A 26028-nucleotide genomic window follows, 5' to 3' on the forward strand; every position below is an offset into this window, starting at 1 on the left:
AACGCGCGCGACATGCGTACTAGCGGTGTGAAAGTCGGGCTGTGCCGGTAATCTTACGTTATCAGCGGGTCGGAAACACCAATTCCCATTGACCAAGGGCTATTTCCACAGCATATCGCAGTGATCATGACCGAGCTTAAAAACATCCGCAATTTCTCCATCGTGGCGCATATCGACCACGGTAAATCCACGCTTGCCGACCGGCTGATCCAGCTGACCGGAACAGTGGCCGAACGCGATATGAAAGAGCAGCTGCTCGACGCGATGGATATTGAGCGGGAACGCGGTATCACCATCAAGGCGAATACCGTTCGTATCGAATATCCCGCCAAAGATGGCGAGACTTACGTGCTCAACCTGATCGACACGCCCGGCCACGTTGACTTCGCCTACGAAGTCTCGCGCTCCATGCAGGCGGTCGAAGGGTCACTGCTGGTCGTCGATGCCTCCCAAGGGGTAGAGGCACAGACGCTGGCCAACGTGTATCAAGCCATCGACGCCGATCATGAAATCGTGCCCGTCCTGAACAAGGTCGACCTGCCTGCCGCCGATTGTGACCGCGTGGCCGAACAGATCGAAGACGTCATCGGCATCGACGCCACCGACGCCGTGCGCATCTCGGCAAAAACCGGCATTGGTATCCCCGACGTGCTGGAAGCCATCGTAACCCGCCTTCCGGCCCCCAAGGGCGACCGCGACGCGCCGCTTAAGGCGATGCTGGTCGACAGCTATTACGACGCCTACCTTGGCGTTGTGGTCATCATCCGCGTGATCGACGGCGTTATCAAAAAAGGCGACCGGATCAAGATGATGCGCACCGGCGGGCTCTACCCGGTTGACCGCCTTGGCGTCTTCCGCCCCGCAATGCAAAACATCGCAGAGCTTGGCCCCGGTGAAATTGGCTTCCTCACCGCGTCCATCAAACAGGTGCGCGATACCCGCGTGGGCGACACGATCACCCACGAAAAGAAAGGCTGCACCGAACCACTGCCGGGCTTTAAACCTGCGCAGCCTGTGGTGTTCTGCGGCCTGTTCCCCGTGGACTCCGCCGAATTCGAAGACCTGCGCGACGCCATCGAAAAGCTGGCGCTGAACGATGCGTCCTTCTCTTATGAAATGGAAACCTCTGCCGCGCTTGGCTTTGGCTTCCGCTGCGGCTTCCTTGGCCTGCTGCACCTAGAGGTGATCCGCGACCGCCTTGAACGTGAATACGGCATTGACCTGATCACCACCGCGCCCTCGGTTATCTACCACGTCCACATGAAGGACGGGACGATGCAGGAACTGCACAACCCCGCCGACATGCCCGACCTTACCTACGTCGATCACATCGAAGAGCCGCGCATCAAGGCGACCATCCTTGTGCCCGACGAATACCTGGGTGACGTGCTGAAACTCTGCCAAGATCGCCGCGGCATCCAGCAGGATCTGACCTATGCCGGCACCCGCGCGATGGTCGTCTATGACCTGCCCCTGAACGAGGTGGTCTTCGATTTCTACGACCGTCTGAAATCCGTGACCAAAGGCTACGCCAGCTTCGATTATCAGATGATCGGCTACCGCGCGGACTTCTTGGTTAAGATGCAGGTTCTGGTGAACGACGAACCCGTGGACGCGCTTTCCACCATGGTACACCGTGACCGCGCCGAACAGCGGGGCCGCGCCATGTGCGAAAAGCTGAAAGAGCTGATCCCGCGCCACATGTTCAAAATCCCGATCCAAGCCGCCATCGGAGGCCGCGTCATCGCACGCGAAACCCTGTCGGCCATGCGCAAAGACGTGACCGCCAAATGTTACGGCGGCGACGCGACGCGTAAGAAAAAGCTGCTGGAAAAGCAGAAGGCCGGTAAGAAAAAGATGCGCCAGTTCGGGAAAGTAGAGATCCCACAGCAGGCCTTTATCAACGCTCTCAAAATGGACGATTAATCGTCCGTTTTTGGCGCGGTTGGTCGAAAGCGATTACCGCAAGAAATCGCGTGCCCAGCCGGTTTGGGGGGGCTGGGGCGTGGATGCGCTTAAGACGGATGACTGATTGGCACGACCATCTTAGACAACGCTGATGGGGTCAATTGTACCCCATCAATCGATGATGTGATGATACCGACGCTACAGAAGTCCAGTACACACGACATCTCTTAAACGCTTATTTCACTGTGCGTGAGGAGCGTTTTTTGGTACAATTGTCTGATTTTAGAAATAATTGGTCATTTAATGCGCATTCACATTTGCCTTTTCCTTTGGGCTTTTGGGGCTTCATCCGCACAAGCCGAAAGCCACGTAGATTTTGGATTCCCGCAAAATATCGACATGGTCACTCAACGAGCGTTGTTTGGTGAGGCATTCCCAGAAATCGACGTCAGCTTTAAGAAGCTCGACAGTCTTCTTAAATATCGCCGTGATCTGGAAATCTATCGAGCAACTCATTTAGAAGCTTTTAACGAACGGATTTTAGCGATCTGCGAAGAACTGGAAAGAGTCGAACGTCGGGTCGCTGCATCCTTTGCCAAAGGTGACCTTTCACGAAACGAAAAAGCTTCTCTGGATCAACGCATTGCTGATGAGCGGGCAAATTGCCGGGCCCAAAACAAGGGGACCAGCAAATACTATAAGCTCTACGATACCTTTCTGGAGATCTACCGCACTCAGTCGTCCTCCTCCAAAGACGAACTTGATCGCTGCTATGCTAGCGATCCGTGCCGGTTGAGGAATTTTTAGGCCATGATCGAGATTATCCTGGGCAGGTTCATTGTAGCGACGCAGCATTTTTCGCTTGCTCTAATTGATCTGACGCCTGCGATCCTTTTCGCGTTAATCTTACCAATTTTTGCCCTCAAATTGGTCGAGTTCGGTGAGGAATCACAACGACTCGTGGCCTTTGAGCTTACGTTTTTCTCGCTCATCGGCGTGTTGATTGCTTACCTGACCTATCTTAGCCTCGACACGGTCTTGGAAAACCTACTTCCTTCCCTTGTGGTTTTGCTGACGTTCTTCTTTCAACTTTTCGGTCGAACGAAATCCGATGCGAATATACCACTCGGCACGCGGATGACGCTGGTCGCGGGAAGTTTGGCAGTCGCTTCTTTTTTGTTATGCTCACGGTATTTCAATCTGCTTTTTGGTGTCGGGGTTCTGCCCGCTCGGCCCTGAACCCGCTGCCTTACCGCCACCGCTTCCCCGTCAGCATGTCGGCCATCGTCAACAGCGCCCCGCGCCGTCGTCCGGTTTCCGGGTTGATCGGGCCGTACAGCTCTTCCTCCTCCGCGTCCCAGACGCGGGCGTAATCTTTCATCGAAACGATCGCCGCCACCTGTCGGCCGTGCTTCATCACGATCACCCGTTCCTGCCCGTGTTCCACCACCCCCAGCAGCCCGGTCAGCCGTGGGCGCAGGTCGGTCACATTCACCCGTTTCACCACCTTTAAACCCCTTTGAAGTTTTCGAAATACAGGGGCCATTTTCTTTGAAGACTGCAAAGAACCCTTGAAAGAACCGCGCGCACCAAAGCATCACGCCCGCGCCCCAAAATTTTTCCCGATGGCGCGGATGATCCCCTGACCGCCCACATCAAAGGGGCGCCGAAGGCCGCGTTGGTTAACAAAGGGTTAGGCGCCCGTCACCTCGGCCCAGGCATCGGGATCGACACGTTTCAGCCGTTCCAACGCGGCCTCAGCCTCGGCCCGAAGGGTGCCGCGGGCCTCGGCTTTTTCGGCGTTCACACTGGCGATCAGCTTGTCGATTTCCGGCAGGTCGGTGCCCGTGGCTTTCCCTAAAATATCCAACGCACGCAATATCTTACCCAGCTGCGTGCCATAGCTGGCGACGTTCATGTGGATACGCTCTTCGATCTCTGCATCACCAGCGATAGAGGGCGAAAACACGCGCGGTTCGATGGTCTGAACAACATCGCCGGAAAACGGCGCGTTAAAGTCGGTCGTCCAGCCGGGAAACGGAAAAGGGGGGTATTGAAACATGGCGGGCCTCAAATGCTTAACAGAAAAACAAAAGCGTCCGCCTTTCGTTTCGCCCTGTCAATCGGCATTCGCGGCACCCCGGCCTGTCTATTTGGCCATCATACCTGTCTTTTTGAACGAGTTGTGTGAACGTACCGTACGGTGCACCTTGGTCGCGCCAAATCAATCGGGAAGACAATTAGGCTATGGCATCGTCCGTTTATACAAAGGCGCAAAAACGCTTGCACTGGGCTGTTGCGCTTGTCCTTGTCGTGCAGGTCTTTCTGGAAGTTTGCCGCTTGGGCCTGTTTCGTCAGGGCGAAGCTGGGGGCGGGCTGGATGTGACTGCGACGCTGAGCTTTGTGCTGGGCGCGCTGTTGTTGGCATTGGTTTTGCTGCGGGTCTCCATTCGTCGCGAAATAGGCGTTCCGATGCCCGCGACGCCCTTGGCTGGCTACGTTCATTACGCGCTTTATTTTTTGTTGATCTTGTCGCCGGTCTCAGGCGCGGTGGCGTGGATCACAGAGACTGAAAGGTCCGAAAGCGTGCACGATATGATGAAATTCCTGCTGTTCGCTGTGGTATTCCTTCACATCTTCCAAGTCTTATGGGGGCAGTTCGTCGCAAAAGACGGCACCCTTCGCAGGATGCTGCCAGCCCGCGATTAGCTTGGGTCGATCGGCAAAAAGGCCTGAAGCGCGGCTTCGAACTCTCTGGGCTTTTCGGCGTGAAGCCAATGACCTGCGCCCGGAATTTTCGCGAACTTCGCGGCGGGAAACAGGGTTTTGATCAAGGGCCGGTATTCGGAGCGCACGTAATCGGAGTCTGCGCCAGACAGGAAAAGCGTCGGGCCGTCGAAATGCCCGACCGCGCCGGGCCAGCCCACGATCTTGCTCATCTCGGCCTCTAGAACATCTAGGTTCAGGCGCCAGCTTTTTGCTTTGACATCAAGGGATTGAAGCAAAAACGCGCGCACCGATGCCTCTGGCACATGTTGCGAAAGCTGGGCATCGGCATCTGAACGCTTTTCGACCTTGGACAAATCGACGGCGCGCATCGCTGCGATCAGGCTGTTTTGCGAATGGGTGTAGGCGACCGGGGCAATATCGGCGACCACCAAGCGGTTGACTGCATCGGGGTGTTTCAAGGCCAGCGTCATTGCAGTTTTGCCACCCATAGAATGCCCCATGACATCGGCCCGTCCGCCGTGTGCGGCGATCACTTCGGCCAGATCGTCGGCAAGTTCTGGGTAGCTATGGGTTTGTTTCCAATCACTTTCCCCGTGATTGCGCATATCGACTGTGATGACTTTACGCTTGTCAGACATCCGTTTGGCAATCACGCCCCAATTTCGCGCAGAGCCAAACAGGCCATGTGCAATCAAAAGGGGCGGGGCGTCGGCATTTTCGGGGCCGTTTAGAACAGTATTGAGCATGGGTTCTGCTTAGCGTCTTGACGCGAGCAGTGCCAGTAGAGTTGAAGCGATATCGCTGCGCGGTTTACAGTTGCGATGGAGTGCAAAAGGGGTAGGGCGTGGCCGAGGTAACAGTAAAGCAATTGGCCGATGAGATTTCCGAGCTAATGGAAGAACGCCTTGGCGTGGGCGGGCACGACTTGGCGGCCAAGATCAAGCGGGCGGGGCGGTTGTTGCCCAGACACGTGCGCCGCGATGCAGAGGCTGTTGCCCAAGCGGTTCCGATGGCGAAAAACCCCAAGCTGATGAAGCAAATAGACTTGCCCAGACTTGAGGCCGCAGAACGGCGCGTGGTGTCCCACCTTAAGACGGTGGACCGGGCAGAGCGGCGCAAAGATGCGGTTCTGGGGCTGCTGGGAAGTATCTCGTTCAGCTTGATCGCGGTGTTTGCGTTGCTGGTTACCGTGCTGGTTTGGCAGGGCTTTCTTTAGGTTCGGCTGGCGGGAATGACCCCGCCAACCGCTTCTCGTTATCCGTAGACCAGCCTTGGCAGCCATGTGATCAGTTCTGGGAAGGCCATGCACAGAACCAGCCCGACAACCTGCAAGAACAGGAACGGTAGCGCGGATTTAAAGATATCCGTCATCGGGATGGAATCTGGCGCGACCCCGCGTAGATAGAACAGCGCATAGCCGAACGGCGGGCTGAGGAAGCTCATCTGCATGTTCACCAGATACAGCACCCCAAACCACAGGACCAAATCGTTTGGATCCGTCATGCCATAGGCGCCCGCGCCCAGCTCTTTGATGATGGGCACAAAGATTGGCACGCACAAAAGCAGGATGCCGACCCAGTCAAGGAACATGCCCAAGACGACCAAGACCACCATCATGAAGATCAGGATGCCCCATGGCCCAAGGCCCGCGCCTTGCAGGGATTCACGCACGAATTCCTGCCCGCCCTCCAGAACATAAAGGCCAACAAAGATCGTCGCGCCGAACATGATCCAGATGACCATTGCGCTGGCCTTCAGGGTTGTCAGGCACGCCTCGCGCACGGTGGGCCAGTCCAGCTTGCGGTGGATGGCGGCCACTATGAACGCGCCAAAGGTGCCGATGCCTGCGGCCTCGACCGGGGTAGCGACGCCGGTGAAGATGACGCCAAGCACGATCACAATCAGCGCGATGGGCGCCGACATTTTGTTGATCAGGCGTATCTTCTCGGCGGTGCTGATCCGTTCATCCATGGGGATGGGGGGGCCAAGGTCGGGGTTGATATAGCAGCGCACAGAGACATACAGGATGTACATCCCCGACAGCAGCAGCCCCGGTATAACGGCACCGATGAACAGCTCGCCCACCGATTGTTCGGCCACCACGGCATAGATGATCGCCAAGATCGACGGCGGGATCAGAATGCCCAGCGTACCGCCAGCCATGATCGAACCCATCGCGATTTTCGGGTCATAGTGGCGCTTAAGCATGGCAGGCAGGGCGATGATGCCCATCGTCACCACGGCCGCGCCAATCACGCCAACCATCGCCGCAAGGATCGTAGAGGCGATGATCGTGGCAGACGCCAGCCCGCCTTTCACGCCGCCCAGAACCTTATAGATCACATCGAACATGTCGTTGATGATCCCGGCCCTTTCCAGCATCGCCGCCATGAATATGAACAGCGGAATGGCCGAAAGCTGATAGTTGGTCATCAGCGGGAAGATGCGGCTTGGCACGATGTTCAGCGCGCGGGCATCGCCCAGCACGAACAGGAACACACATGCCAGACCACCGGTCACAAAGGCCAGCGGCAAGCCAGCCATCAGCAGCGCCAGAAGGCTGCCGAACATGATGAGCGTCAGCAGCTCAATAGAGATATCCAGGCCCATCCTAAGCCCCCTTCATCACTGCGCGAAGATCTTTGCCGATCTTCGAGATGCCCTGCAGGACCAGCAGCAAGCCGCCCACGACCATCATCCATTTCATCGGCCAAAGCGGCACTTCCCATTCGTTGAACGAAATCTCGCCCCAGCGGATCGCCGGGTCCGTGATTTCCGAGGTAGAGAAGCTTGAAAGCGCCTGACCAAAGCTTAGATCACCACGCGCCCAGTCAGACACCACGCCGTTGCCCGAAGGCACCGCGATGGCATCGAACGCGAAGATGTAGGATGTCACCAACAACGTGCCCGCGAAGATGAAGAAGAAGATCGATGTCGCCAGATCGGCAATCGCCTTTTTCGGCCGCGTCATCGGGGCGTAAAAGATATCGACCCGCACGTGGGCCTCGGTCAGCATCGCGTATGACCCGGCGATCAGGTATTGCATTCCGAACATCAGATACATCGCCTCATGCGCCCAGTTGGTCGGAGAGTTGAAGACGTATCGCGCGATCACCTCGTAATAATACACCACCACGGCGATGACGGCCCAGTAACTGACAAACTCGCCCGCATAGAGCGACATCTTGTCAATCCAGTTTTCGGCATAGTCTGAATCCAGTTTGGTATCTTCGACCTGATCGGATGGGATGACATCAATCTCATCCTCACCGCTGGCACGCAGCTTGGCGTTGGCGTTGCGCACCATGGCGGGCAACAGCACTGCATCAAGCGCGACCAGCGCCAGCAACGCAAAGAACGTGAACCGCGCGGCGTTGGACCAGAACTGCCGTTTGTCGGCGGCGGCTTGTGCAATGGGGCCTGCGGTTTCAAGTTCTGCGCGTGCTTCGGCAATGCGTTCGGTGCCAGTTTCAATCCGGTCTTTCGACCGCGTCAGCCGCTTTTCAGCGCTGCGTTTGGTGAACGATCCTTCCTCGGCCGCATCAAAATCTGCCTGAAGCTGGGCCAATTCGGCCTGTGCGCTTTCAACGCGCGGCCCTTCGCGTGCGATGGTTTTTTCTGCGACGCGCACGGTGTTGTCGGCATCGGAAAGGGCTGAACGGGCCTCTCGTTCGGCACCGTTTGCGTAAAGCACGAAGGCGAAGATGGGCAGGAACAGCAGCCCCCACTTGTTCTTCAGGTAAAACCGGTGAAGGCCCAGAATACCGCCTGTGATCAGGATCATGTACCCAAGGGGCGTCGAATACTGCGCGCGGTCTGGTTTGGCACGGCGGGCCATGATCATGCCCAACACGGGGAACAGGATCAGACCCAGCCAATACATCCAGTGCGGCAGGGTGAATTCAAGACTTGGCATCGTTTTGTCCACTTGCCGATATGTCGAAGGGAATAGGGCCCGCGCGGTCCTTTCGCGCGAGCCCCCAATTCGGGTTCAGGCCCAGATCAAAGATCCAGTTCCAGTCCCTCGATTTGTTCTGGGGTCACATAACCCAGCGAACCGGACATCATGTAATCCAGTTGAATCTTGAACACCCGCGCCGCGTCTTTGTCGCGGTTGGCGTAGTTGAACCAGATCGGCACGGCGACTTCGGTCATCAGCTCTACGTCGTCCTGAGTCAGGCGGGTCACTTCGGTGCCGTCTGCTTCGAACTTGGCCCAAGCCTCTTGGTCGGCTTTCTGGATCTTGGCGTGGTGCAAATCGGAATAGACGTGCGTTTCCATTTCGACGAACTGCTTCATCTGCGGCGAAAGCGCATCCCAAGCAGCTTGGCCCACCGTGATGTCCATAAGGTCGACCGGCTGATACAGCGACATAAAGCCCGGAGGGCCCATGGAGATGTATTTGGTCACCTGACTGAACCCGAGCGAATAGTTCACCGCCGGGCCCACATAGTCGGCCACATCGATGGTGCCCTTTTCCAGCGCCGGGAAGATTTCCGAACCGGGCAGAACCGTGGTTTCAGCGCCGATTTCCGTAAAGACTTCGGCAACCATGCCGCCGGGCAGGCGCATCTTACGGCCGCGGAAATCGTCGATAGAACGGATGGGCACCTTCGAATGGATGATATTTGGGCCGTGATGCACAGGGCCGACGTAATGCAGGCCTTGCTTTGCAAACAGCTCCCGCGCGATTTCCAGCCCGCCAAGGCTGTAATAGAACACATCCCATTCGTGCGGGTTGCGCAGGCCAAGCGGGTAAGACGTTAGAAACGTCGCCGCAGGAATAATGCCTTGGGCGTAGATGGTGAACGGGTTCACAGCATCCAGAACGCCGTTCTTAACGGCATCATAAAGCTGAAAGTCACCAACCACGTCATTCGCGCCAAACGCTTGGAACGATAGCTCGCCACCGGTTTTTTCCTGAATGGTGCCGCACCAATCCTTAAAGATTTGCAGACCAGCGCCACCGGGCCATGAAGATTGAATCTTCCATGTTGTGCCGTGGCTGGCGGCGGTTGCGATTGAGGGGGCCGCAAGGGCACCCGCGCCGCCAAGCGCAAGTTTGCGCAGGGCATCACGACGGGTCGTGTGTTTAACAGTCATGTCTTTCCTCCCATTTGTGGTGCCCGGTTGCCGCTTTTGCGCCATTACGGGCGATTGCGGGGGTTTACCCCCACAACTGTTTCACCCGGCCGCTAATCGGCACGGGCGAATGCATTGCCCAGCAATCCTCCTCAAAACTGCGGGGTTTACGCGCCTATGGTATCTTCCCTTTCGGTTTCGACAACATCGGCAAAAGTCTTAAAAAACTTACCAGCCAGCTTCTTGGCGGTACTTTGAACGAGGCGGCTTCCCAATTGGGCCAGCTTGCCCCCGATCTGAGCTTTGGCGTCATAGCGCAGCAAAGTCTGACCGTCTTTTTCTTCCAACGAAACGTCCGCGCCGCCCTTGGCAAAACCTGCCGCGCCGCCCGAACCCTCGCCCGTTAAGGAAAAGTTATCCGGTGCGCCCGCCACGTCAAGCGTTACGTTTCCGCCGAACTTTGCTTTCACCGGCCCAATTTTCAGAACAACCAGCGCCTCAAGCTCTGTGTCGGAGTGTTTGGTCAGTTCTTCGCAGCCGGGGATGCATTGTTTCAGAATCTCCGGATCGTTCAGCGCGGCATAGACCTTGTCACGCGGTGCGTTGATCAGGATTTCGTCATTCAGCTCCATAAGTTTCTCTCTTTCAGCAACATGGAAATTTGATTTGCGCGATCAGTTTCGCCTGATCGGCGGTGAGTTTCGGCCAAAGCTTTCCCAGACGGGCGGTGATGCGGCGCATCAGGTTGCTCCTTTTTCGGGGCGCTGGCGCGCGCGGCGCTTGGCGATGATTTCGGCCAGAACGGACAGGGCGATTTCATCGGGCGTGATTGCGGCGATATCCAAGCCGGCTGGGGATTTGACTGCGGCAAAGGCATCGGCGGGGATGCCATCGGCGATCAGCCGGTCGCGAAGGGTTTCGTATTTCCGCCGACTTCCGACAAAGGCGATATAGCTGGCACCCGAGGCGATCGCGGCGCGCAGGGCGGCCTCGTCGCCCTTGCCTTGGGTCGCAATAACGATGAAATGCTCGGCCGCTGTTTCGGTTTCAAAGGCGAAGCCTTCGATCATGCGTTCGACGGGGGGCGCATCGGATGCGATGATGCCGGGGGCGCACAGCGTGCGGTTAAAATCAAAACGTTTGCCCATATCCGCCAGCGCCATGGCCACAGGGCCCGACCCACAGATGATCAACTGCGGCGTTGGAATGACCGGTTCGATGAAAATATCCATGGATCCTTTCGAGGGGCAGCCGTTGCGCGCGAATTTCACGCCGTCCCGTTCGTCGCCGGGCTGAACGCCTTCGGCATCCAACAGTTCTTCGGGGCGAAGCGAGACGAAGCGCGGCTTCCCTTCCTGCATTGCGTCTTTCGCGGCGCGGGACACGGCGGAACGCGCACATCCGCCGCCCACCCATCCTTGCGCGATAGCACCGGTTTCAAGAATAACCGCCTTATCCCCCGGCTTGGCCGAGGTCGCATCGACGGTCCGAACAATCGTGGCAATGGCAAAGGGCGCCCCGATTTGGCGCAGGCTTTGCACGCAATCTTCGAATTCAGTCTTCAACATCACGGCACCTGTCATATTTTCGCAAGCTCCGGTTCTAGGGCGGCTAGGGTTTCAAGGGTGTTGGCGGCGGCAAACAGATCCAGATGGGGAAGGGCGGCCGCCATCGCCTTGGACGTGGGTTCGTACCCCGCCCAACCCTTTAGCGGGTTAAGCCAGATCACGCGGCAGCCCCGGCGTTTCAGCCGTTTCAGCGCGTCGCCCACCGCATCGGGCGTTGCGGTGTCGTAGCCATCGGAAAAGATGATCACCACGCTGCGCCCGGTGACGAAACGACGGGCATAGGTTCGGGCAAATTGGTCAAGGTTTTCCCCGATCTTGGATCCACCGCCAAAGCCATCGGACAGCAGGGTAAGCCGGTTCAGCGACCGCAGCGGGTCATCGTCGCGCAGGGCGTCGGTGACGCGCACCAACCGGGTGTGAAACAGATACGCGTCGGTGGTGTCATCTGCCCGCATCAGCCCGGACAGGAACGCAAGGAACACGCGGGCATAAACGCTCATCGAACCCGACACATCGCAAAGCGCGGTAATTTGGACAGGGCGTTCCGGGCGACGTTTGCGGGGCAGGTGAAGCGGTTCGCCGCCACTGGCCATCGACCGGCGCATCACGCGGCGAAAATCGATCTGGTCGCCCTTACGCGCGGCCTTGCGCCTGCGCGAGCGGCGGTCGCGGATCGCTGCGGCCAGTTTGCGTGCCACGACCTCTGCCGCGGCGATGTCTTGCGGGTCGACCAGATCGCGCAGGTCTTTCTTCATCAGGTTCTGCAACGAACTTGCGACCAGTTTTCCGGTGCCGTCACCGGCGGTGTCGCCTTCGCCATCGGCGCCGTCGGGCGAATGAACCTTGCCCGTTTTTCCGGTGCTTTGCCCTTCGTCCATCAGGCTGGAACGGGTGTCTTCGCGTTTGGTTGCATCGTTCGTGGGGGCGATACGCGCCTTCACGCGCCCGCCGTTCATCCAATAGCTTTGGAACAGTTCGTCAAACCGGGCGGCGTCGTCCGCGCTGCTGGTGCAGACGGCCTTTAGTGCCAATCGAGTTTCTTTCGGATCAGCGGCGGCAACATGGGCAAGCGCGTTCAGCGCGACCTCTGTCTCTCCGACGCCCAGCTTCAGGCCGTTTTCACGCAGATGCACGATGAACCCGGCCATCCGCGCGGCAATGCCCGGATCACGGGCGGCAAAGCGGGTTACGCGGCTCATGCTGCTTTCCCGGCAAGGCGCTGCGCCACTTCGTTGGGAATGGCGGCGCGGTCGGCGCGTGTCTTCAACAGCGTGCCCAACGTGGCCTGCAACGCGACCGGATCGTCGTTCAGATCGTTGATACCAAGGCCGCAAAGCGCGGCGGCAAAGTCCAGCATTTCGGCGATGCCGGGGGTCTTTTCCAGTTCTTCCTTACGCAAGGCTTGGACAAACCCGACGATCTGTCCGGCTAAGGTCGCCTCTATCTGCGGGCAACGGGCATCAAGGATGGCCAGCTCGGTCGCGCGGTCGGGGTAATCGACATGCGCGTAAATACAGCGACGGCGCAGCGCATCGGAAAGGTCGCGCGTGCCATTGGCCGTTAGAATAACATAGGGTTTGCTGACTGCGTGCAGCGTGCCAAGCTCGGGCACCGTCACCTGAAAGTCGGACAGGATTTCCAACAAATACGCCTCAAACTCTTCATCCGCGCGGTCAATTTCGTCGATCAACAGCACGGGCGGTTCATCTTGGCGAATGGCCTGCAGCAGGGGGCGTTCCAGCAGGTATTCTTCGGAAAAGATGCGGGCCTCTACGTCTTTGCCGGTTTCGCCGCGTTCGGCCGACGCGCGGATCGCAAGAAGCTGTCGCTGGTAATTCCATTCGTAAATCGCATGCGCGGCGTCCAGCCCTTCGTAACATTGAAGCCGGATTAGATGAGCGTCTTTCACAGCCGCCAGCGCCCGCGCGATTTCGGTTTTGCCGACCCCTGCCGCACCTTCCAGCAACAGCGGGCGGTTCAGGCTGACGGCGATATGCAGCGCCATCGCTAGATCATCGGGCGCGATATAGCCTTGATCGGTCAGGTCGGACTGTAGGGTTTGCCAAGTGTTCATAGATGGGTCGGGCGGGGCAGCAACGCGCTGCCCGCGCCCCTCCTTTCTTTAGCCGTGAAGGCCAAGGTCATTGGCGGTTTTCCAGATGCGCCAGTGATCGTGCGGCATGTGCGTATGGCGCAGGCCAAAGGCACGGAACGCATCGTTCACTGCGTTGGAAAAAGCCGGAACCCCGCCCACGTTCGGGCTTTCGCCCACACCTTTTGCGCCGATCGGGTGATGCGGGCTGGGTGTTTCGGTGTGGTCGGTGGTGTAATTGGGCGTCTCCCAAGCAGTGGGCAGGAAGAAGTCCATCAAGGTGCCGGTCTTTACGTTGCCCAGTTCGTCATAGGCAATCTCTTGGCCCATCGCGATGGCAAGGGCTTCGGTCAGGCCGCCATGAACCTGCCCTTCGATGACCATCGGGTTGATCCGGGTGCCGCAATCATCCAGCGCATAGAACTGGCGGATGTCATGTTCGCCTGTGTCGGCGTCAATTTCCATGACGCAGATATAGGCCCCGAACGGATAGGTCATGTTGGGTGGGTCGTAATAGCTGACCGCCTCTAGGCCGGGTTCGACACCGGGGATGGCTTGGTTGTAGGACGCATAGGCGATTTCAGCCATGGTCTTGAACCGCTCTGGTGCGCCCTTGACTTGGAAACGGTCAACATCCCATTCCACGTCGTCGTCGTGCACTTCCAGCAGATAGGCAGCGATCATCTGCGCCTTGGCTCGAATTTTTCGGCCCGCCATCGCGGTTGCAGCACCGGCCACCGGCGTCGACCGCGACCCGTAGGTTCCCAAACCATACGGCGCTGTGTCGGTGTCCCCTTCTTCGATGGTGATGCTGTCAGCTGGGATGCCAATCTCGGATGCAAGGATTTGCGCGAACGTCGTCGCGTGCCCCTGACCCTGAGAGATCGTGCCCAGCCGTGCAATGGCGGACCCCGTTGGGTGGATCCGGATTTCACAACTGTCAAACATCCCCATTCCCAAGATGTCGCAGTTCTTGACCGGTCCGGCCCCAACGATTTCGGTGAAATGCGTCAGCCCGATCCCAAGCAGCTTGCGCGTTTCACCGCGCTTGAATGCTTCGACCTGTGCGGCCTGTTCTTTACGCAGGTCGTCATAGCCAACAGCGGCAAGCGCCTTGTCCCAAGCGGTGTGATAGTCGCCGCTGTCATATTCCCAACCTAGGGCGGACTGATACGGGAACTGATCCTTGCGGATAAAGTTGATGCGGCGCAGTTCGGCGGCGTCCATGTTCAGTTCGATCGCAAGAACTTCGATCATGCGTTCGATGAAATAGGCGGCCTCGGTTACGCGGAACGAACAGCGATAGGCCACACCGCCCGGCGCTTTGTTCGTGTAAACGCCGTCAACGCCCACATAGGCCACGGGAATGTCATAAGACCCGGTGCAGATGTGGAAGAACCCGGCGGGGAACTTGGTGGGGTCAGCGCAGGCATCGAATGCGCCGTGGTCGGCTGTTACGTGGCAGTGCAGGCCAGTGATCTTGCCGTCTTTCGTGGCGCTGATCTTGCCCTTCATCCAATAGTCACGCGCGAAAGCGGTGGCCATCAGGTTGTCCATCCGATCCTCAATCCACTTCACCGGACGACCCGTAACGATGGACGCAACGATGGAGCAGACATAGCCGGGGTAAACGCCAACCTTGTTGCCAAAGCCGCCGCCGATGTCGGGGCTGATGACGCGGATGTTGTGTTCTTCGATACCCGACAGAAGGGACGCAACGGTCCGCACCACATGCGGTGCTTGGAACGTGCCCCAAAGGGTCAGCTTGCCGTTGACCTTATCCATCGACGCGACAGAGCCGCAGGTTTCAAGCGGGCAGGGGTGCGTGCGGTGGTAGTACACCATTTCTTCTGCCACGACCTCGGCGCTGTCGATGGCCTGATTGGTGGCTTCCGCGTCGCCTTCTTCCCACAGGAAGATGTGGTTGTGGTGCTTGCGCGGGCCGTGGGCACCATCGGCACCGGGTTCCAGATCTTCGCGCAGAACGGTCGCGTCTGGTTCCAGCGCTTTGAACGGGTCAGTGATGACGGGCAGCTCTTCGTAATCCACCTCGACCAGTTCCACCGCGTCGGCGGCGATATAGCGGTCTTCGGCGACGACAAAGGCGACCTCTTGCCCTTGGAACAGTACTTTGCCATCGGCCAGCACCATCTGCTTGTCACCGGCCAGCGTGGGCATCCAGTGCAGCGACAGGGGCTCCAGATCTTTGGCGGTCAACACGGCGATCACGCCGGGCAAAGCCATCGCCGCATCGATGTTGATCGACTTGACGCGCGCATGTGCATATGGCGAACGCACGAAATCACCGTGCAGCATGCCGGGCAGTTTCACGTCATCGACATAGTTGCCCTTGCCTTGGGTGAACCGCACGTCTTCGACGCGCTTACGCGACGTGCCTAGGCCCTTTAGCTTGGCGGTGCGTTCTTCGCGGGTGGGTGTCAGATCGTTCATTCTGCTGCCTCCTTCGCTGCGTTCATCTCGGCCGCGGCGGCAAGGATGGACTTCACGATGTTTTGGTAGCCGGTGCAGCGGCACAGGTTGCCTGCGATGCCGAAACGCACCTCTTCTTCGGTTGGGTTCGGGTTTTCCTGCAAAAGGCGATGCGCGCGGGTGATCATACCCGGCGTGCAGAAACCACACTGAAGGCCGTGATGTTCACGGAACGCTTTTTGCAGCACATGCAGATCGTCAGGCGTGCTGAGCCCTTCGACAGTCGTGACCTCGGCGCCCTGCGCCTGAGCAGCCAAAACAGTGCAGGATTTGACAGACTTGCCGTTCAGTTCAACCGTGCAAGCACCGCAATGGGTGGTTTCGCAGCCCACGTGCGGGCCAGTTAGGTTCAGCTTTTCGCGAAGCACATAGATCAGCAGCTCGCGCGGTTCGACAAGCAGGTCTTCCTGTTTGCCGTTCACCGTCATTTTCAAATGCATCTTATCGGACATTGGTTTCCTCCTCAGGCGCGCGACCAAGCGCGGGTGATGGCGCGTGCGATCACAACGGCGGCCACGTGGCGCTTGAATTCAACAGGGCCGCGGTTGTCTTCTGTTGGGTCGATATCGGACAGGGCTGCGGCAACTGCCGCTTCGATGTCTGCCTTGCCGACGGATGTGCCCGTCAGCGCGGCACCTGCGGCTTCGGAAAACACAGGTGTGTCCGACAGGTTGGTCATCGCGATGGATGCGCCGGTGCAGGTGTCACCATCCTTTTGCAACAGCACGGCGGCTGCGGCGGTGGCATAGTCCCCAATCTTGCGCTTTTGCTTTTCATACGAATAGCCGCCAGCGGTCGCATTGAAGCTGATCGCGGTCAGGATCTCTTCGTCGCTGCGTTCGGTCATATAGGCCGCTTCGTAAAAGTCGCGCGCCGCGACTTCGCGGGTGCCGTCGGGGCCAACAAGCGTAAAGCTGGCATCAAGACACTGCATCAGGCCGGGCATGTCGTTGCCGGGATCGCCGTTGGCGACATTGCCGCCGATTGTGCCGACATACCGCACCTGAGGGTCGGCAATTTGCAACGCTGCTTCGCGCAGGATGGGCGCGGCAGTTGCCAAACCATCATGCGTGATCAGTTCATGCTGTGTGGTCATCGCGCCAATCGTGATGCGACCACCGTCGATGGAAATGCCGGACAGGCCATCAACATCTTGCAAATCCACAAGGTGTTCGATGGCTGCCATACGCAGTTTCATCATTGGTATAAGGCTGTGGCCGCCCGCAAGGACGCGGGCCTCATCGCCGTGTTCCACCAAAATGCCGATGGCATCCTGAACATTCTTCGGCCGATGATACTCGAACGCAGCTGGTATCATTTCGCTCCTCCCATTGAAATGACGAACGCCGCTGTTGATGCGGCGATTTCTGGCTGAGAAAGAAGCTATGAGGCAGGGTGTCGCAGGGCCGACTTGAAACTAGCGGCCCGCGCAGCTGGTTTCACGAAATGCGAAATGGTTGCACAAGTTGCGAAGGGTCAAAGGCCCAGTGCATCCCGTACTTCGGACAGGCGCGAGCGGCTGACCGGGACTTTGCCCAACGCGGTCGCGTGTTCGAAGAAGCAGATTCCGTTGTCCTTTTTCCGCTCGAACCCGGTGACCTGTTTCGTGTTGATCAGATAGCTGCGATGGGCGCGCATGAACTGCGGTTCGGGCAGGCGTTGTTCGGCCTCAGAGATTGACCAAGGGCAGAACAGTTTCCGGTCGTCGATGTAGAGAACAGTGTAATGCCCTTCGGCCCGGACAGCGGCGATATCGCTGGCATCAAGGAACAGAATGCGGCCATCGGTTTCATAAGGAACGCGGATAGCGCCGGGTGCTTCGGGTGTGTCGTGGTGTTCCTGCGTGGGCGGTGTGCTGTCAGCGGCCTTTGAGGGAAAGAAGGTCACACCCGTCAACAGGAACGAACCACTGATCAGGAATGCCGCCAAGGTAACGATCACCGCGAGGGTGGAGTTTTCGAACCCCGGACGCACAGCAGATGGCGTATCCGACAGAACAAACCCCGTGCCGCCCATCGCAACGAAATGCATAACAAACACCGCCACGCCAAAGCACGCCGTGCCGAACAGGATGTCACGATGGGTGCGGCTGGAATAAGCCACGCGGAACGACAGCACGCTTAGGATGATGGACGCAGCCACCGCCAAAACGACGCCGCCAACCGAATAGACCGGCGCGCAGTTTTGCATGCCCGACATCCCCACATAGTGCATCGTCGCAATCCCGATCCCAAGGATCGTACCGGCGATATTCGTGCTGGACGGTGTGCGCGGCAGAAAGTGCATGATCAACAGCGCGACACCGGCCATCAAAATGGCGATCAGCGCGGAAATCAGCGTTGTCAGCGCGTCATAGAAGAACAGAACCGGCAGCCGCACGCCCAGCATGGCCACGAAATGCATCGACCAGATGCCGCCACCCAACGCGATGGCGGCCATCACGATGCTTAGCTTGCGTTCTGCCAATGGCTGATTGGAAATCCCTTTGGTCAGGGACATGCCGGTGAAAGCGGCCATCAGCGCGACGGCAAAAGATGCAAGGACAAGAAGTGGACTATGTGAATAGTCGAGCAACGAGCACCTCCCCAGGCAAGTCGTTCGTGTTCAGGCAGAGGGCCGGAAAACGAAACGCAATTTGAGCGAGGAAAACAGATATGTCCACGGAATTCTGAAATTTTCCGCCCGGCTTGTCCATCGGGGCGGCACGAAAAAGGGGGCCGAAGCCCCCTGATCCACGTTCAATTTTCCGTAAGCCTTACAGCTCTGGGTACAGCGGGAAGTTTTTGGAAAAGGCCAGAACTTCGGCTTTTACCTTGGCTTCGACTTCGCCGTTGCCTTCTTCGCCATTCGCAGCAAGACCATCCACAACCTCGACGATCCAATCGGCGATCTGGCGGAACTCAGCCTCGCCAAAGCCGCGTGTGGTGCCCGCAGGGGTGCCAAGGCGCACGCCGGACGTGACCATCGGCTTTTCTGGGTCAAACGGGATGCCGTTCTTGTTGCATGTGATATTCGCGCGGCCCAGTGCCTTTTCGGTCGCGTTGCCCTTTACGCCTTTGGGGCGCAGGTCAACCAACAGAACATGCGTGTCGGTGCCGCCGGTCACGATGTCCAAGCCACCCTTCATCAGCTGATCAGCCAACGCTTGGGCGTTTTTGATCACTTGCGCGGTGTAGTCTTTGAACTCGGGGCGCAGGGCCTCGCCAAAGGCAACGGCTTTACCGGCGATGACGTGCATCAGCGGGCCACCCTGAATACCCGGGAAGATGGCAGAGTTCACCTTCTTCGCGATATCAGGGTTGTTGGTCAGGATCATGCCGCCGCGTGGGCCACGCAGGGTTTTGTGCGTGGTCGTTGTGGCAACGTCTGCGTACGGGAACGGCGATGGGTGGTGGCCACCGGCAACCAGACCCGCGAAATGCGCCATATCAACCATCAGATACGCGCCAACGCTGTCAGCAATTTCGCGCATCTTTGCGAAATCAACCTGACGCGGAATGGCAGAACCACCAGCGATGATCAGCTTTGGCTTATGTTCGGTCGCCAGTTCCTGAACCTGATCATAGTCGATCAGGCTGTCCTGCTTGCGCACGCCGTATTGAATGGCGTTGAACCATTTGCCCGACTGGTTTGGCTTTGCGCCGTGGGTCAGGTGACCGCCCGCATCCAGCGACATGCCAAGGATGGTGTCGCCGGGCTGAAGCAGTGCAGTGAACACACCTTGGTTCGCCTGAGAGCCAGAGTTCGGCTGAACATTCGCAAACTCACAGCCGAACAGTTGCTTGGCGCGGTCGATTGCCAGATTTTCGGCGATGTCCACATAGTCACAACCACCGTAATAGCGACGGCCGGGGTAACCTTCGGCGTATTTGTTCGTCATGACCGAACCTTGGGCTTCCATCACAGCTTGGCTGACGATGTTTTCGGAAGCGATCAGTTCGATCTCGTCGCGCTGGCGGCCCAGCTCTTTCTCAATCGCCTTTGCGATTTCCGGGTCACGGGAAGAAAGGGGTTCGGTGAAAAAGCCGCTGTCGCGGTGCTCTGCGTTCATCTCACATCTCCTTGAAGCGGCTGTTAGCGCCGTTGGGGGGCGTTTTATCGGAACTCTTCCCGCTTCAAAAGACCGGAAAACGATTGAATAGCGCGTGAATGCGTCGCGTGGGCATTCTAACGTCGCCCTTGTGTTTCGTTTCGGGGCACGCGATGACTTTCGGAAACAGGTTCAAGGGTGCGAAATGGCCGACCGAAGCAAAATCGCCTTTATGGCCAGCGGAACAGAGATTTCCGAAACCGCGCGCCGGCATCTGTCGCAGGAATACGGCGATGTCGCGCCGGAAGATGCCGATGTTATCGTTGCCTTGGGTGGGGACGGTTTCATGCTGCAAACGCTTCACGGCACCCAGCACCTTGATACGCCAGTTTACGGGATGAACTGCGGCACGGTCGGTTTTCTGATGAACGAATACCATGAACCCGGTTTGATTGAACGCGTCGCCGACGCCGAGGAAGAGGTGATTCACCCCCTTCGTATGCGCGCCATCGGCGAAGACGGCACCGTGCACGAGGCACTGGCAATCAACGAAGTTTCGCTTTTGCGTGCCGGTCCGCAGGCGGCGAAGTTGCGGATCACCGTCGATGGTAAGATGCGGCTGGACGAACTGGTCTGCGATGGCGCGCTGCTGTCGACGCCAGCGGGTTCTACGGCCTATAACTATTCCGCGCACGGGCCGATCTTGCCCATCGGATCGGACGTTCTGGCATTGACGGCGATGTCTGCCTTCCGTCCGCGCCGTTGGCGTGGGGCGTTGTTGCCCAACACGGCACATGTGCGTTTTGACGTGCTTCAACCGTCAAAGCGGCCCGTCATGGCAGACGCCGACAGCCGATCCGCCGGGAAAGTCATTTCTGTTGAGATTAGCAGCGAACCAAGCATTTCCCACCGCATCCTGTTCGATCCCGGTCACGGGTTGGAGGAACGGCTGATCCGCGAACAGTTCGTCTAGGCGCTGTCTTTTCGGTTCTTGGCCCAGCTTTCGCGCTTGCGGTAAATCGTCGACGGCGAAACATCCAGCTCGCGCGCGGCCTTGGGAACGGAACCGTGGTGGCGTGCAATCGTGTCTTCGATCACGCGCTGTTCGATCTCTGCAAGGGTTTTCCCGATCAACTCATTCAGGCCCGCACCTTCGGGCGCAGGGGCCGGCGCGACGGGCTGAACTGGGATGCTGGTTAACGTCGCGTGGGGTTGGCGCAGTTCGGCCGGAAGCATTTCAATGGTGACGGTCGGCCCTTCATTCAGAACGACGGCATGGCGCAGCACGTTAAGCAATTGGCGAACGTTGCCGGGCCAATCAAAGCTTCTGAACAGGGCTTTTACCTCGGGCGAAAGGGCGGTGAAGTTACGCCCTTCTTCCTGCGAAAAGGTGACAAGCGCGGACTCTGCAATTTCGATCGCATCTTCGCCACGTTCCCGCAGCGGAGGCAGATGGATCGGAACCACATGAAGCCGATAGTACAAGTCTTCGCGGAACCGACCTGCGCGGACTTCTTCCATCGGGTCGCGGTTGGTTGCGCAGATGATCCGGACGTTCACTTTGCGCGGCGTCGGCGCACCCACGGGTTGGATCATCGACGTCTGCAAAAAGCGCAAGAGCTTTGTCTGCAGGTTCAGATCCATTTCGCAGATTTCGTCTAGGAACAGCGTTCCGCCATCTGCAACGGCGGCCGCGCCCAACTTGTCTGCGATGGCGCCGGTGAACGACCCTTTCAGGTGGCCGAACACTTCGGATTCCAAAAGGTCGGACGGGATCGCGCCGCAGTTCAGGGGCACGAACGGGCCATTGGCCCGCAGCGATTCACCGTGAACGGCCTGTGCGCAAATCTCTTTCCCGGTGCCACTTTCGCCGGTGACAAATACCGTCGCCATCGAATGACTGACTGATCTGATACGGTCGTAAACCTGCCGCATGATCGGGGATGAACCGACAAAACTGCTTAGCGGACCCGAATCTTTTGGCTTGGCCGCGCGTTCACCGCGTGCGCGAGTTCCATCGGCCAATGCGTTTTCGACGGCGTGCAGAAACCGTTGTTCGTTGAAGGGCTTCAGCAGAAACTCATAAGCGCCGCCGCGCATGGCTTCGACAGCGCGATTGATCGAACCGTTGGCCGTAACCACGATGATATTGGTGTCGGGCTGAAGTTCCAGAAATTCGCGCATCAGTTCCTGCCCGGAACCGTCGGGCAACATTAGGTCAAGAAGCACAACCTGCGGTCTTAGCTTGCGAAATTGTGCGAGTCCTTCGGCTGCGGTGCTTGCACTGACTACTTCGTGGCCTGCGCCTCGGAGAACCGATTCATAGACCATCTGCAAGGATGCGGTGTCTTCAATAAGTAAGAGTGGGTTCATACGCTGTTTGCTCCGAACCGATCATGGAATTCGCGGTCTAGACGCGTAAGAACCATGTCGATCTGCTGCAATACTTGCGGGCACATCGCCCGCGTTACACTACTGTCTTTGTCATGCGAGGCAATGTTGACTGTCTCGGCCATAGCCTGAAGATGGTCCGCCCCGATCGCACCTGCAAGAGAAATCAACACATGGGTGCGGGCGCGCAGCAACGCGTAATCGGAAATGCGCATCCCTTCTTCGACGCCGGTTTTTACGGTTTGGAAGTCCTGCGTCAGTCTTTCCAACAACTCTTGCCCGTTCTCGTCGCCAGCCAATGCAAGCAGCCGATCAAGGTTGACTTCGTTTAGGGCCGGCGTGTTTTGCGTCGGCACCGTAACGCGTGCAGTTTTTTCGCCTTTTGTCAGGACGCCGGAAATCGCTTCGCCGAATGCTTCGATGCTCATGATCGGTTTGGCGAGGATGCCATCGGCACCGGATTCATAAATCTCATCACGGTTGGCAGACAGCACATAGGCGGTGATCGCCAACACAGGCAGAACCTCGGCGGCGTCTGTTCCACGCTCATGCAGACGAACGGCGCGGATAAGATCCAGCCCCGACATTCGCGGCATCTCGATGTCGATTAGCGCAAGGTTGAAGTGTTGTTCCTGAAGCAGTTCCCATGCTTCTTGCCCGTCCGAAGCGATCCGGTAATCCGCGCCAAGCGTATCTAGCATCTGGCGCATAAGAAGCTGGTTGGTTGGGTTGTCTTCAGCAACCAGAACGCATTTCCCGGAAAGATCAGGAAGCGTCGCGGCGGCACTGGGGGCATTAACGCCGGGGGCCCAACTGGCCCGAGGAACCAGAATTACGACTTCTGCGCCGCCCAGGGATCGGTTGTGCACCTCCATCCGGGCATTCATCTGATCGCATAGTTCATGCACGATGTGCAGCCCAAGCCCGGTTCCCGGCGTTTCACTTTCAGGGGGGCGGCCACCGGGCTCAAACAAGCGGGCGAGGGCCGCGTCAGAAAAGCCGTGGCCCGTATCGCGCACTGCAAAGCTAAGGGTTTCGCGTTCACGCATGCTGACCGAAAGGGTGACTTCGCCCGCATCGGTATGTTTCATCGAATTCCCGATAAGGTTCGTTAGTATGCGTTCCAGCGCGCCGCGGTTTGTGCCAATCACTTGGGGCAGGTCCGAACCCGCCTCTAGGCCGAACTTTAGGCTTTTGCCCTGCGCATGGGCAGACCAACGGGCGTGCAGGTCGTCAAGGAAGGGTTTCAGCGCAAGGTTGCGTTCATCTTCTTCAACGGTGCTTTCGCCGGTAACAAGCGCCAAAACTTCGTCGCTTAGCCGGGCCAGTTGTTCACCAGCGCTGCGCACCCGCTGAAGCTGTTGACGCGAGTTGGGGTCAAGTGAAGAAAGATCGGCAAGTGTCAGGCCGCCAATGATATCTGCCACCGCATTTCGGATGTCATGGCCCAGCAACGCCGCGCGGGCGTTGATGGGAATAACATCCTCTGACAGCTGATCAGTGCCCTCAAATGAAACCTTAGCTGAAATAGCGCTACCTTCTCGAAATACCTGCATAACAACCATGCACTCGTATAAGTTGCATCATGCAATGCATAGCGCAGGGTATGCAATGGCACCAACCTGTCTAAACCGGCAGGTTAGTGCCCAATTTCGAGTTCAATCCGCGTTTGCGTAACCGAGTGTTTTCAAAGCGGCAGCAATTTCATCAAGAATCACCGGGTCATCAATCGTCGCCGGCATCTTGAATTCTTTTCCGTCGGCGATGTTCACCATGGTCCCGCGCAGGATTTTTCCGGACCGGGTTTTGGGCAAACGGTCGACAACACAGGCCAGCTTGAACGCGGCGACGGGGCCGATCTGATCGCGCACCAGTTTGACGCATTCTTTCACGATGTCCGCGTGTGGGCGGTTCACGCCAGCAGTCAGACACAAGAAGCCAAGTGGCAACTGCCCCTTCAACTGATCCCCAACACCAATTACCGCGCATTCGGCGACGTCCGGGTGGGCGGCCAGCACTTCTTCCATGCCGCCAGTTGACAGCCGGTGACCCGCAACGTTGATCACGTCATCGGTGCGCGCCATGATGTAAAGGTACCCGTCGTCATCAATGTATCCGGCATCCCCGGTTTCGTAATAGCCGGGGAAATGTTCAAGATAGCTTTTCTTGTACCGCGCTTCGGCATTCCAGAGGGTTTGCAGCGTGCCGGGGGGCAGGGGAAGTTTGATCGCAATTGCGCCAAGTTCGCCCGCGGGCAGGGGATGGCCGCCTTCGTCAAGAACTTGAACATCGTGGCCCGGCATCGCGACCGATGGCGAACCAAGCTTGATCGGCAGCTTTTCAATCCCGGCCGGGTTCGACGCAATCGCCCAGCCCGTTTCAGTTTGCCACCAATGGTCAATCACCGGCACGCCAAGCTGGTTCTGCGCCCATTCAATCGTATCCGGATCAGCACGTTCACCCGCCAGATAGACCGCCTTAAGGTTGGACAGGTCGTATTTCTGGATGAATTCGCCCTTCGGGTCTTCGCGTTTTACAGCGCGCAGTGCGGTGGGCGCGGTGAAGAAGCTTTTGACTTTGTGCTCTGACATCACACGCCAGAACGTGCCCGCATCGGGTGTTCCCACGGGCTTGCCTTCGAAGACGATTGTCGTGTTGCCATGGATCAGGGGACCATAGCAGATATAGCTGTGGCCAACGACCCAGCCCACGTCAGACGCTGCCCAGAACACATCGCCGGGATCGACGTTATAGATGTTCTTCATCGACCAATTCAGCGCGACAAGGTGTCCGCCGGTTGAACGTACAACGCCCTTGGGCTGCCCCGTGGTGCCAGAGGTATAAAGGATGTACGCCGGGTGGTTCCCTTCGACGGGCACACAGTCGGCCGGTTGCACGCCATATTGGAAGCCGTGCCAGTTGTAATCGCGCCCCTCTTCAAGATGCGCGACTTCTTGTTCACGCTGGAAGATGACGCAGAAATCAGGCTTGTGCGAGGATTGCTCAATCGCGCCATCCAGCAAGGGTTTGTAATGCACAACCCGGCCCGGTTCGATCCCGCAAGAGGCGGCGATGATGCACTTTGGTTTGCAATCGTCGATACGCACGGCAAGTTCGTGTGCGGCGAAGCCACCAAACACGACCGAGTGTACAGCACCTAGGCGCGCGCAGGCCAGCATCGCCTCAAGTGCCTCGGGTACCATGGGCATATAGATGATAACGCGGTCACCCTTTTCCACGCCTTTGGCGCGCAGCGCACCGGCAAGGTTGGCCACGCGGTTACGCAGTTCGAAATAGCTGATTTCACGCTTGGTGTGGGTGACGGGGCTGTCATAGATGATGGCCGTCTGATTGCCCTTGCCAGCTTCGACATGACGGTCCACCGCGTTCCAGCAGGTGTTTACCATGCCGTCGGAATACCATTCGTAAAGGGGGGCGTTGTCGTCGAACAAGGCCTTGCTTGGCGTCTTGTCCCAATCAATCGCTTGGGCGGCTTCCATCCAGAAACCTTCGGGGTCGTTCTTCCACGCGCCGTAAACGTCTGCGTATGCCATGGTATTCCTCCTCCTCGACAACGCCTTTGTGTTACGGAGCGTCACGTATCGGAGCAAGGATTAATACATGCGCATTTTGCCACTGGGAGCGCTAAAGGTTCGCTGACAGCGCTAACCGACAGCGCTGACATGTAGGCCAACCCAGAATCAGCGCGAAATTCGCCGCCGAAAGGGAAGGCGCGC

24 protein-coding genes are annotated in these 26028 nt (G+C 58.1%); 6 read left to right on the plus strand and 18 right to left on the minus strand.

Annotated features, from left to right (window positions below; genetic code table 11):
• Positions 1-126 precede the first annotated feature (126 nt).
• The 3 genes from lepA (at position 127) to COL8621_RS03365 (ending at position 3147) form a co-directional block, all read left to right on the plus strand.
• A complete protein-coding gene (gene lepA / locus COL8621_RS03355) occupies positions 127-1926 on the plus strand; it encodes a translation elongation factor 4 (RefSeq protein WP_093965899.1) in 1800 nt (599 codons plus the stop codon).
• A 285-nt stretch (positions 1927-2211) separates the two neighbouring features.
• On the plus strand, positions 2212-2715 hold the full coding sequence (locus COL8621_RS03360) for a hypothetical protein (RefSeq protein WP_093965900.1): 504 nt from the start codon (positions 2212-2214) through the stop codon (positions 2713-2715).
• A gap of 3 nt (positions 2716-2718) precedes the next feature.
• Positions 2719-3147: a hypothetical protein gene (locus COL8621_RS03365; RefSeq protein WP_093965901.1), complete on the plus strand. Its 429-nt coding sequence runs from the start codon at positions 2719-2721 to the stop codon at positions 3145-3147.
• Between the two features lie 10 nt (positions 3148-3157).
• On the opposite strand, the gene COL8621_RS03370 is transcribed toward COL8621_RS03365, so the two are convergent.
• Positions 3158-3415, minus strand: a complete 258-nt coding sequence (locus COL8621_RS03370) for a type II toxin-antitoxin system Phd/YefM family antitoxin (RefSeq protein ID WP_176438425.1) — start codon at positions 3413-3415, stop codon at positions 3158-3160.
• A 186-nt stretch (positions 3416-3601) separates the two neighbouring features.
• Positions 3602-3970 carry a hypothetical protein gene (locus COL8621_RS03375; RefSeq protein ID WP_093965903.1) on the minus strand — a complete coding sequence of 123 codons (369 nt, stop codon included), beginning with the start codon at positions 3968-3970 and terminating at the stop codon, positions 3602-3604.
• Between the two features lie 185 nt (positions 3971-4155).
• On the opposite strand from COL8621_RS03375, the gene COL8621_RS03380 reads away from it, so the two are divergent.
• Entirely contained in the window at positions 4156-4617 is a 462-nt protein-coding gene (locus tag COL8621_RS03380) for a cytochrome b/b6 domain-containing protein (protein ID WP_093965904.1), read from the plus strand.
• Here COL8621_RS03380 and COL8621_RS03385 read toward each other — a convergent pair.
• Positions 4614-5384 carry an alpha/beta fold hydrolase gene (locus tag COL8621_RS03385; RefSeq protein ID WP_093965905.1) on the minus strand — a complete coding sequence of 257 codons (771 nt, stop codon included), beginning with the start codon at positions 5382-5384 and terminating at the stop codon, positions 4614-4616. The two genes, COL8621_RS03380 and COL8621_RS03385, sit on opposite strands and share 4 nt — an antisense overlap.
• A gap of 98 nt (positions 5385-5482) precedes the next feature.
• Between COL8621_RS03385 and COL8621_RS03390 the strand changes: the two genes are divergently transcribed.
• Complete coding sequence (locus tag COL8621_RS03390) at positions 5483-5854, plus strand: hypothetical protein (protein WP_141137823.1); 372 nt, start codon at positions 5483-5485, stop codon at positions 5852-5854.
• A gap of 38 nt (positions 5855-5892) precedes the next feature.
• On the opposite strand, the gene COL8621_RS03395 is transcribed toward COL8621_RS03390, so the two are convergent.
• The 12 genes from COL8621_RS03395 to glyA form a co-directional block, all read right to left on the minus strand.
• Positions 5893-7248, minus strand: a complete 1356-nt coding sequence (locus tag COL8621_RS03395; RefSeq protein WP_093965907.1) for a TRAP transporter large permease — start codon at positions 7246-7248, stop codon at positions 5893-5895.
• 1 nt (position 7249) lies between these two features.
• The gene (locus tag COL8621_RS03400) at positions 7250-8554 is read right to left on the minus strand and encodes a TRAP transporter small permease subunit (protein WP_093965908.1); all 1305 of its coding nucleotides are present in this window, start codon (positions 8552-8554) and stop codon (positions 7250-7252) included.
• Between the two features lie 86 nt (positions 8555-8640).
• Entirely contained in the window at positions 8641-9741 is a 1101-nt protein-coding gene (dctP, locus tag COL8621_RS03405; protein WP_093965909.1) for a TRAP transporter substrate-binding protein DctP, read from the minus strand.
• A 146-nt stretch (positions 9742-9887) separates the two neighbouring features.
• Positions 9888-10352, minus strand: a complete 465-nt coding sequence (locus COL8621_RS03410; protein ID WP_093965910.1) for an SRPBCC family protein — start codon at positions 10350-10352, stop codon at positions 9888-9890.
• Between the two features lie 108 nt (positions 10353-10460).
• A complete protein-coding gene (locus COL8621_RS03415; protein WP_093966894.1) occupies positions 10461-11288 on the minus strand; it encodes an XdhC family protein in 828 nt (275 codons plus the stop codon).
• 11 nt (positions 11289-11299) lie between these two features.
• Positions 11300-12487: a vWA domain-containing protein gene (locus COL8621_RS03420; RefSeq protein WP_093965911.1), complete on the minus strand. Its 1188-nt coding sequence runs from the start codon at positions 12485-12487 to the stop codon at positions 11300-11302.
• A complete protein-coding gene (locus tag COL8621_RS03425; RefSeq protein ID WP_093965912.1) occupies positions 12484-13362 on the minus strand; it encodes an AAA family ATPase in 879 nt (292 codons plus the stop codon). The genes COL8621_RS03420 and COL8621_RS03425 overlap by 4 nt, the downstream gene beginning before the upstream one ends.
• Before the next feature lie 48 nt (positions 13363-13410).
• Positions 13411-15831, minus strand: a complete 2421-nt coding sequence (locus COL8621_RS03430) for an aerobic carbon-monoxide dehydrogenase large subunit (protein ID WP_093965913.1) — start codon at positions 15829-15831, stop codon at positions 13411-13413.
• A complete protein-coding gene (locus COL8621_RS03435) occupies positions 15828-16322 on the minus strand; it encodes a (2Fe-2S)-binding protein (RefSeq protein ID WP_093965914.1) in 495 nt (164 codons plus the stop codon). The genes COL8621_RS03430 and COL8621_RS03435 overlap by 4 nt, the downstream gene beginning before the upstream one ends.
• 11 nt (positions 16323-16333) lie before the next feature.
• A complete protein-coding gene (locus tag COL8621_RS03440) occupies positions 16334-17188 on the minus strand; it encodes an FAD binding domain-containing protein (protein ID WP_093965915.1) in 855 nt (284 codons plus the stop codon).
• Between the two features lie 158 nt (positions 17189-17346).
• On the minus strand, positions 17347-18444 hold the full coding sequence (locus COL8621_RS03445; protein ID WP_093965916.1) for an MHYT domain-containing protein: 1098 nt from the start codon (positions 18442-18444) through the stop codon (positions 17347-17349).
• A 181-nt stretch (positions 18445-18625) separates the two neighbouring features.
• Positions 18626-19921: a serine hydroxymethyltransferase gene (gene glyA / locus COL8621_RS03450; protein ID WP_093965917.1), complete on the minus strand. Its 1296-nt coding sequence runs from the start codon at positions 19919-19921 to the stop codon at positions 18626-18628.
• Positions 19922-20105: 184 nt separating this feature from the next.
• Here glyA and COL8621_RS03455 point away from each other — a divergent pair, with 184 nt between their 5' ends.
• Complete coding sequence (locus tag COL8621_RS03455; protein WP_093966895.1) at positions 20106-20873, plus strand: NAD kinase; 768 nt, start codon at positions 20106-20108, stop codon at positions 20871-20873.
• On the opposite strand, the gene COL8621_RS03460 is transcribed toward COL8621_RS03455, so the two are convergent.
• From COL8621_RS03460 to prpE, 3 genes are all read right to left on the minus strand, one after another.
• On the minus strand, positions 20870-22273 hold the full coding sequence (locus tag COL8621_RS03460; protein WP_093965918.1) for a sigma-54-dependent transcriptional regulator: 1404 nt from the start codon (positions 22271-22273) through the stop codon (positions 20870-20872). The two genes, COL8621_RS03455 and COL8621_RS03460, sit on opposite strands and share 4 nt — an antisense overlap.
• Positions 22270-23847: an ATP-binding response regulator gene (locus COL8621_RS03465; RefSeq protein WP_176438426.1), complete on the minus strand. Its 1578-nt coding sequence runs from the start codon at positions 23845-23847 to the stop codon at positions 22270-22272. Before COL8621_RS03465 ends, COL8621_RS03460 begins: the two co-directional genes overlap by 4 nt.
• A 102-nt stretch (positions 23848-23949) precedes the next feature.
• Entirely contained in the window at positions 23950-25845 is a 1896-nt protein-coding gene (prpE, locus tag COL8621_RS03470; RefSeq protein WP_093965920.1) for a propionate-CoA ligase PrpE, read from the minus strand.
• Positions 25846-26028 lie beyond the last annotated feature (183 nt).

Origin of the sequence: Actibacterium lipolyticum, from assembly GCF_900184935.1 — a bacterium.
GTDB lineage: Bacteria > Pseudomonadota > Alphaproteobacteria > Rhodobacterales > Rhodobacteraceae > Actibacterium_A > Actibacterium_A lipolyticum.